Source organism: Arthrobacter silviterrae (genome assembly GCF_011045165.1).
Classification (GTDB): domain Bacteria; phylum Actinomycetota; class Actinomycetes; order Actinomycetales; family Micrococcaceae; genus Specibacter; species Specibacter silviterrae.
This window is the reverse complement of the sequence record NZ_JAAKZI010000044.1, coordinates 20,539-27,858: the sequence shown is the minus strand read 5'-3', so window position 1 is coordinate 27,858 and position 7,320 is coordinate 20,539. Positions and strand designations below refer to the sequence as shown.

7 protein-coding genes are annotated in these 7,320 nt (G+C 63.7%); 1 reads left to right on the top strand and 6 read right to left on the bottom strand.

The window, feature by feature from the left end; translation table 11 throughout:
* Positions 1–782 precede the first annotated feature (782 nt).
* A complete protein-coding gene (locus tag G6N77_RS17855; protein WP_240902400.1) occupies positions 783–1,019 on the top strand; it encodes a hypothetical protein in 237 nt (78 codons plus the stop codon).
* 118 nt (positions 1,020–1,137) lie between these two features.
* Here the strand turns inward: G6N77_RS17855 and G6N77_RS17850 are convergent, their stop codons facing one another.
* The 6 genes from G6N77_RS17850 to G6N77_RS17825 all read right to left on the bottom strand — a co-directional run bounded on the left by G6N77_RS17850 (position 1,138) and on the right by G6N77_RS17825 (position 7,310).
* Positions 1,138–1,785: a TetR/AcrR family transcriptional regulator gene (locus tag G6N77_RS17850; RefSeq protein ID WP_240902404.1), complete on the bottom strand. Its 648-nt coding sequence runs from the start codon at positions 1,783–1,785 to the stop codon at positions 1,138–1,140.
* Between the two features lie 156 nt (positions 1,786–1,941).
* Positions 1,942–2,289 carry a transposase gene (locus tag G6N77_RS17845; RefSeq protein ID WP_165183519.1) on the bottom strand — a complete coding sequence of 116 codons (348 nt, stop codon included), beginning with the start codon at positions 2,287–2,289 and terminating at the stop codon, positions 1,942–1,944.
* Positions 2,290–2,386: 97 nt separating this feature from the next.
* Positions 2,387–4,165 (bottom strand): dihydroxy-acid dehydratase, encoded by a 1,779-nt coding sequence (locus G6N77_RS17840; protein ID WP_165183518.1) that lies wholly within the window; start codon positions 4,163–4,165, stop codon positions 2,387–2,389.
* A 150-nt stretch (positions 4,166–4,315) separates the two neighbouring features.
* Complete coding sequence (locus tag G6N77_RS17835) at positions 4,316–5,908, bottom strand: aldehyde dehydrogenase (NADP(+)) (protein ID WP_165183517.1); 1,593 nt, start codon at positions 5,906–5,908, stop codon at positions 4,316–4,318.
* 439 nt (positions 5,909–6,347) lie between these two features.
* Entirely contained in the window at positions 6,348–6,779 is a 432-nt protein-coding gene (locus G6N77_RS17830; protein ID WP_165183516.1) for an ester cyclase, read from the bottom strand.
* A complete protein-coding gene (locus tag G6N77_RS17825) occupies positions 6,780–7,310 on the bottom strand; it encodes a flavin reductase family protein (RefSeq protein WP_165183515.1) in 531 nt (176 codons plus the stop codon).
* Between the last annotated feature and the right edge of the window lie 10 nt (positions 7,311–7,320).

The following is a 7,320-nucleotide window of genomic DNA, read 5'->3' as shown; positions in this document are numbered from 1 at the left end:
GACTCCCCGGCGCAACACGCCGGACGGTCCCATGACTGGCTAAACAGGTGGTCCCATGAAGGTGGCAAAAAACGGGCTACAGCGGTCCCATCCTCCTGGCAGGCGACAGGAGAGGAGTGCTGCCGATCATGAGTATTTCCATTGACGTCGGAACGGCCCATGGCGGCACGGCCCGGCTGGGCATCCGCGAGATTGTCCGCCAGCTCAACAGGGCCCTTGGTGCAACACTGGTCGCCGCCCTGGCAGGGAGCAAGGATCCGAAGATTAGCTATCGTTGGGCCCGCACCGACGGGGCGGTGCCGCGGCCCGAGGCCCAGGCCCGGCTCCAATTGGCCCACCGCGCCTGGACGGCGGTATCCAGTGTGGAAGGTGAACACGTCGCCCGGTTGTGGTTCGTCGGCGCCACCCCTGGCTGGGCGAAGTGTCCCCGATCGAGGCCATCAAGGAGATGCGTGCCAAGGATGTCATGGCCGCCGCCCTGGCCATGACCGAGGACCGGTTCTCCGGGTGATCAAGGTTTGTGCCACAACTGGCCTGGCCTACCTGGATGGCCCGGTTACTGGGTATCGGATTGCAAAATCGTCCTACGGGCCGCTGAGTCCGTTGCCGCGGGCTGCAGGGTCCGCGGATAGATCGTCGTGGTCGCCGTTCGACACTCCGGGATCGACGGTGTACCTGGCCGGCGATATGCGCACCGCCTATGCCGAGACGCTGGCGATGGCCGTGACGCTGTGGCTTTTGCCGCCGAGCAATTCGGCCTGCCGTTGGAGCGTGCCTGGACCATGGTCCAAGACGATTGGACCCGGAACGGGAACATGGTCCCGGGCTGGTTGCCGGCGAACTGGCGGAACGGACGCCTGATGTACACGCTGAAGATCAACGAGCCCACCCCCTGGATCGACCTGACGGCCGCCGAATCCATCGCCTCATTGAACCGACACCTCGGAGACATCCTGGATGAAACCTTCCCGCGGAATCCCACGATCCCGCTAACCACCGTGTCCACGAAAACAGGCTGACCCCAACCCAGGCCTGTTCATCACAGAACCGTGCCTGAAACTCCCGAATCGGCCGCGGAAAGTCCGGCCGTGCCACAACTCAAACTACACTTGAGCAAACCGGGTACGCAGTAGTCACCTAATCGGCGTCCACGATTCCCAGGCCTGCCCGCACATGGCACAGAAGGTGGTGCCGTGCCTGGACGACGCTGATGCGGGCCGACCGCGAATAGCATTGGATGGCGAGCCCGTCGACTGTGGAGCTGATGGAGACTGCGAATGCCCAGGGGTCCGGACACTTAAACTCCCCATCCTCGACACCGGCATCGATGATGTCCCGCAGGACCTGCCACCACGCCTCATAGTGGGTGTTCATCCATTCCCCATAGGCATCGTCGCGTGTGGCCGCTGACCAAAGGTCCATGCGGAGTAGCCAGTGCCGCCTCGTGTTCGGATCCGAGCGGAACATGCCCTCCAAAAGGGACAGCAGTTTGGTCGACTTGTCTGTTTCGCCGTTTGCCACGGCCTCGCGCAGCAGCTCGTTGAATTCCACTGTTTCAGCCTTGATCACCTCCCACAGCACTTCGTCCAAGCTCCGGAAATGGTAGGTTATGGTTCCGGGCGAGACTCCGCAGACCCGGGAAATGTCGCGGATCTGGACGTTGAAAAGTCCCTTGTCCGCGATGAGATCACGTGCTGATTCAATGACCAGCCGCCGGCGAACTTCGGTCGGATGCCGTTGACGTTCATCCACCGACTTCGCCCGCAGCCTTGCGCCCTGCTTCATCTCAGTCACGGCTGCGTCTCCTATCGTCAGCCTAAGCTGAGGTCCGCTTGATCTCTTATTCATAAGACGGTGGTCGCACGCGTTCATAGCAAACGCTGTAATCAAATGTTGATATGGACAATCTCGACATTGGGCAACCTTGCGCAGCCGGCACAACTAGGCAATCGGATAGTTCGCCTTCTCTGCTTCGATGAACTCGTAGACGTCCTCTACCGTTGCTACGCTCCAAAGAAGGCGCTGACTTTCCCCAAATTCAACATGCTGCTTCAGCTGCTTCGCGATCTCGGCCAAGACCCGCTGATGATCTTCCAACGAAACCGGTCGCTTCTCCTGGGCCGCAAACTTCTCCGGACGTGCCTTCCGATACTGACGCAACCAGTTCCCCAAGGTCCCCTCGTTCACGCCAACGTCAACGCCCACTTGGGCAATCGGCCGGCCTGAAGACAGGACCAACCCCGCGGCACCATCCTTGTACTTCTGCAAATACTTATTACGTTCAGTCATGTCTAAAGAGACTCCTAACAACCGGCCTTACAAAACCATAAGACCGAAGTGACCCGTGCCGGACCCCAGGACGAGCACCTGGCTCTTGGGATACGGATCAGCCGGACTGTTTATCAGGTAAAGGCATTCGTCCCCGGCCTATCATGGTCTCCATCGTCCCTGCCGTAGGGACCGGCAGGGAGAAGTCGAAGTCGCAGCCTTTTTCGGCTTGGAGTACGTGGTCGTGGAACAGCCGACGGTAACCGGTGATACCGGCGGCAGGCGCAGGGGCCAGCAATAGTGCTCTGCGGCGGTCCAGTTCATCCGGCGGGACGAGCAGTTCCAGGGAAGCATGTTTGACGGAGAGTGCAATCCGGTCCCCATTTTTGACCAGGGCCAGGGGTCCTCCGAGGGCCGTTTCGGGAGAGATGTGCAGCACGATGGTGCCGTAGGCCGTGCCGCTCATCCGGGCGTCGGAGAGGCGCACCATGTCCTTAACACCGTGTTCGGCTAGTTTGCGGGGGATGGGCAGGTAGCCGGCCTCGGGCATGCCTGCCGCACGTGGTCCCGCGTTTTGAAGCACCAGAAAGTCGTCCTCCTCAACGTCCAGGTTTGGGTCGTCGATGCGTTGGGCGAGATCTTCCAGGGAGGTGAATACCACGGCGCGGCCGGTCTTTTCGAAGAGTTCGGGGCTGGCTGCGGATCGTTTGATCAGGGCGCCTCCCGGCGCCAGGGACCCCGTGAGCCAGAGGAGGCCCCCTTCGGTGCGGACCGGTTCGGCAAAAGGCTGCACCACGCTGTCGTGGCCTGCTTGGTCAAATTCGTTCAAGGTTTCTCGCAGGTTTCGCCCGGTCACGGTGGCCACGTCAAGGTCAAGGAGGTGCCGGATCTCGTTCATGACGGCGGGGATGCCCCCGGCAGCGTGAAGGTCTTCCATGTAGTGCTCGCCTGTGGGCTTGAGGTCCACGAGTACGGGTGTGGTGTCGGAGAGTTCGTTTAGTTCGGCCGGGTTGATGGACAGCCCCAGCCGGCCTGCCATGGCTGTGAGGTGGATCAGGGCGTTGGTGGAGCCACCGATGGCCAGTAGCACCCGCAGTGCGTTGTGGAGCGAGCCGCGGGTGACGATGTGGGAGGGTGTTTTACCGCTCAGGGCCAGCTGGAACGCTGCCCGCCCGGTGGCCTCACCAATTCGGAGCCTGTCGGCGTGCACGGCCGGCGCTGTGGCACTGCCCGGCAGGGCGATGCCGAGGGCTTCGGCGATGCTGGCCATGGTGCTGGCAGTGCCCATGACGGCGCATGTTCCTGCAGTGGTTGCAAGGTTTTTCTCCACCTGGTCGATGGTTTTTCCCGAGATCTCCGCGCCACGGTATTTGCCCCAGAATCGGCGGCAGTCCGTGCAGGCTCCGAGGCGTTCGCCTTGAAACCTACCGGTCATCATCGGCCCGGTCACCAGTTGTATAGCCGGACGGATAGCGGAGAAGGCGCCCATGAGCTGGGCGGGAACGGTTTTATCGCAGCCGCCCACGAGGACGACGGCGTCCATGGGCTGAGCCCGGATCATTTCCTCGACATCCATGGCCATGAGGTTCCTAAACATCATGGACGTGGGGCTGAGGAATCCCTCACCAAGGGAGATGGTGGGGAACTCCAGGGGCAGGCCCCCTGCTGCCAGGACACCGCGCTTGACGGCCTCGACAAGTCCGGGCTGCAACCTGTGGCAGGTGTTGAAGTCGCTGGTGGAGGTGGCGATGCCCACGACGGGTTGTTCGAGCAGCTCGATGGAGCGGCCCGTGGAGTGGGCAAAGGTGCGCCGCAGGTAGCGGGCGAATCCGGCATCGCCGTAGTCGGTCAGTCCTTGGTAGATCCCGTGGCCGGTGCGATCGTCGTTTCTGGTCATTGTGTCCTGGCTCGTCAAGCGGTGCCCGGCCAGGAACCTTGTGCCACGGTCACCTCGGCCGAAAGGAATATTCTGGCTGGTTGTTGCCCCTGCCTGGCGCCGTTACGGACGTGGGCGGGCAACAGCGCCAGGTGGGGTGTTCCGGGTGTTTCAGGCGTCCAGGAGGGCTGTCTCGCTGGTGCCGTTGATTTGGCGGTTCAGGTGCCACGGGTTGGCGTCCTGCAGGGGCGCCGGCAGCAGGTCCTGGGGCAGGTTTTGGTAGGCGACCGGGCGCAGGAAGCGGTTGATGGCCAAGGTCCCAACGGAGGTGGTGCGGGTGTCAGAGGTGGCCGGGAAGGGACCTCCATGGACCATGGCGTGGCCGACTTCGACGCCGGTGGGCCAGCCGTTGACGATGATCCTGCCAACTTTTTGCTCCAACACCGGCAGGAGCGGGGCTGCTGCCGGGTAGTCCTCCTCGGTGAGCTGCAGCGACGCGGTCAGCTGGCCTTCGAGCCTGTTGGTGGCATCGACCAGTTCATCCAGGCCGCTGTAACGGATGATGAGGCTGGCTGCGCCGAAGATTTCTGCGTGAAGGACCGGGTTGGCCACGAGGTCCTCAATGCCGGCGCCGAAGATGGTCGGGGCTGGCGCGTTTTCGGTGGGGCCCGCGATGCCGTGGCCGATGACGCTGACGTTCTCGGCGTCTCCGAGCGCACCGGTCCCGGAATCCCAGGCACCGGCGATCCCTTCGGTGAGCATGGTCTGTCCCGTGCACCCGGCGATTGCCCGTCCGATGGCGGCCACCAGCCGGTCCCCGTCCTTCCCGGCCGGGGTGAACAGCAGGCCCGGGGAGGTGCACAGCTGTCCGGAGCTGCCCGTGACGGCCGCGACGTATTGCTGTGCCAGCGCCTCCACGTCGGCCCTCAGGGCGCCGGGGAAGACGAAGACCGGGTTCAGTGAGGACATTTCCGCATAGACGGGGATGGGCTCGGGCCGGGCGGCGGCGGTGCGCATGAGCGAAATGCCTGCCGCCTGGGACCCGGTGAACCCGACCGCCTTGATCGCGGGGTCCGCGACGAGCGCCTGTCCGATACTGGCCCCGGGCCCGTAAACGAGGGAGAAAACACCGGGATGTATCCCGGCATCCTTGACGGCCCGGGCGATGGCCTGGGCGACGAGGTCGCTGGTGCCGGGGTGGGCGTTGTGGGCCTTGAAGACAACGGGGCAGCCGGCCGCGAGGGCTGAGGCGGTGTCGCCCCCGGCTGTGGAGAAAGCCAGGGGGAAGTTGCTGGCGCCGAAGACGGCGACCGGGCCGAGCGGGATTTGGCGTTGGCGGACATCCACGCGCGGCGCTGGTGTGCGCTCGGGCAGTGCCGGGTCAATCCGTACACCACGGAAATCGCCCTGGCGTACCACGGCGGCAAAGAGGCGCAGCTGGCCGGTGGTGCGGGCCCGCTCGCCCTGCAGGCGGGCTGGTGGAAGCCCGGTCTCCTGGCCGGCCCGGACGATCAGTTCCTCGCCCAGGGATTCGATGTTCTCCGCGATGGATTCCAGGAAGCGGGCGTGTGTTTCAGGGTCCAAGGTGCTGAAGGAGGCATGGGCATCTGCCGCAGCGGCGGTGGCGGCCTTGAGCTGCTCCTCGGACAGGAGCGTGTACCCGGGCTCGAGCCGTTCGTTACTGGCGGGGTTGAGGCCGTGGATGGTGCCATTGTCTCCGGGGACGGATTGCCCGGCGATGTGTGAATGTCCGGTGAGTGTCACGGTGTTGCTCCTAGGGGTCGGTGGGGTGGGAATCAGTGTCTCTCGTGTGTGCAGTGCCCGGCACCCGCCCGGTCTGGGCTTTGGGGCCTTTCCGGGCAGGGATTCTCCTGTATACGCAGAGTCCCTCGCTTTTGCTGATCATTGTTCGCTCCCCTGCGTTGTCCGGCAGGAGCCAGAAAACGCTCCCGTCTGCGGTGCACAGGTCAATTTCTCCAGAGGAGACAAGGTTTCCGTCCTGTCGCACGTCCACTTGGTCGCTGCCGTGGAGCTCGGTCCAGTCTTGGACCGGTTCCGGCGGGCAGGTGTGTTGCTGTGGTGGTCGGTGGTTGGTGGACATGGCTCCCACTTTGTTCGTGTCCTCAAGTGTGTGGCCGCCGCGTGTGTCGAACGTTCCTGACGGGCGAGACCGGTACAAGGCGTCCCTGGGGTCGGCTTCGGCCTAGGACTTCGGCGTCAGGCCGCCGGGCCCCAAATGCCAGATGCCAAGGGCTGTCAGGAGTTCCCTGGGATCCCATGTGACTGATTCCTCGGCCAGCAGTCCGTCTTCAAACCTGAGAAAGGATGCCCCGGTGACGGTAATGTTGCGTCCTGTTGCCGGCACGTCCATGAAGGTGCCCAGGTGTGTTCCCGTGCTTTCCCAGTGGATGGCAGCGGAGGGCCCGTCTTCGACGATGTGCAGGATCCGGGTGCTGAAGTCGGGGAAGGCCCCATGGGTGGCTTCTATGGTCTGGCGCAGCTGGCCAAAGTCCTCCGATCCGGTCTTGGACCGGCGGATGTAGGACGGGGAGATGAGGCGTTCGAAGGCGGCGATGTCGCCGCGTCCCCAGGCGAGGTTCCAGGCCTGGAGGACGGCCTCCTGTCGGGTATTCATTTACTTCTCCGTGGTGGTTGCGGGGATGAGGACGGGATGTCCCAGGTATTGGCCGAACGCACCACCCTTGAAGAGCAGCGCGTCGCCGCTGCCTTCTTCCATGGCGCTGACTGCCCCGACGACCATGTAGTGGTCCCCGACGGCGACTTCGGCCGTGACGACACAGTCGATCCAGGCCGATGCCCCGTCCAGCCGGGGGGTTCCCAGGGGCCCGGGGGTGTATGGCAGGCCCTCGAATTTCTTCGGTCCTTTCCGGGACAACGCCCGGCACACCTCCACTTGGCCTTCGGAGAGAATATTGGCGGTGAAGTTTTGCAGGTTCCGCAATTTCGGCCAGGTCGAGGAGGACTTGTCCACGCAGAACATCACCAGTGGCGGGTCCAGGGACAATGACTGGAAGGTCCCCACGATGAGTCCGAGCTGCTCGTCCTCGTTGTTGACGCCGGTGATGGCGACGACCCCGGTGGGCAGGCGCCCCAGGACCTTGCGGTAGTGCGCCGGGGTGATTTCGGTGGATAGGGTTGTGTCCATTGCAGTGGCC

What these genes read in the sequence shown, in the direction of transcription:
- G6N77_RS17855 (WP_240902400.1), top strand. Translation starts at nt 783, where the DNA reads ATGGTCCAAGACGATTGGACCCGGAACGGGAACATGGTCCCGGGCTGG.
- G6N77_RS17850 (WP_240902404.1), bottom strand. Translation starts at nt 1,785, where the DNA reads ATGAAGCAGGGCGCAAGGCTGCGGGCGAAGTCGGTGGATGAACGTCAA.
- G6N77_RS17845 (WP_165183519.1), bottom strand. Translation starts at nt 2,289, where the DNA reads ATGACTGAACGTAATAAGTATTTGCAGAAGTACAAGGATGGTGCCGCG.
- G6N77_RS17840 (WP_165183518.1), bottom strand. Translation starts at nt 4,165, where the DNA reads ATGACCAGAAACGACGATCGCACCGGCCACGGGATCTACCAAGGACTG.
- G6N77_RS17830 (WP_165183516.1), bottom strand. Translation starts at nt 6,779, where the DNA reads ATGAATACCCGACAGGAGGCCGTCCTCCAGGCCTGGAACCTCGCCTGG.
- G6N77_RS17825 (WP_165183515.1), bottom strand. Translation starts at nt 7,310, where the DNA reads ATGGACACAACCCTATCCACCGAAATCACCCCGGCGCACTACCGCAAG.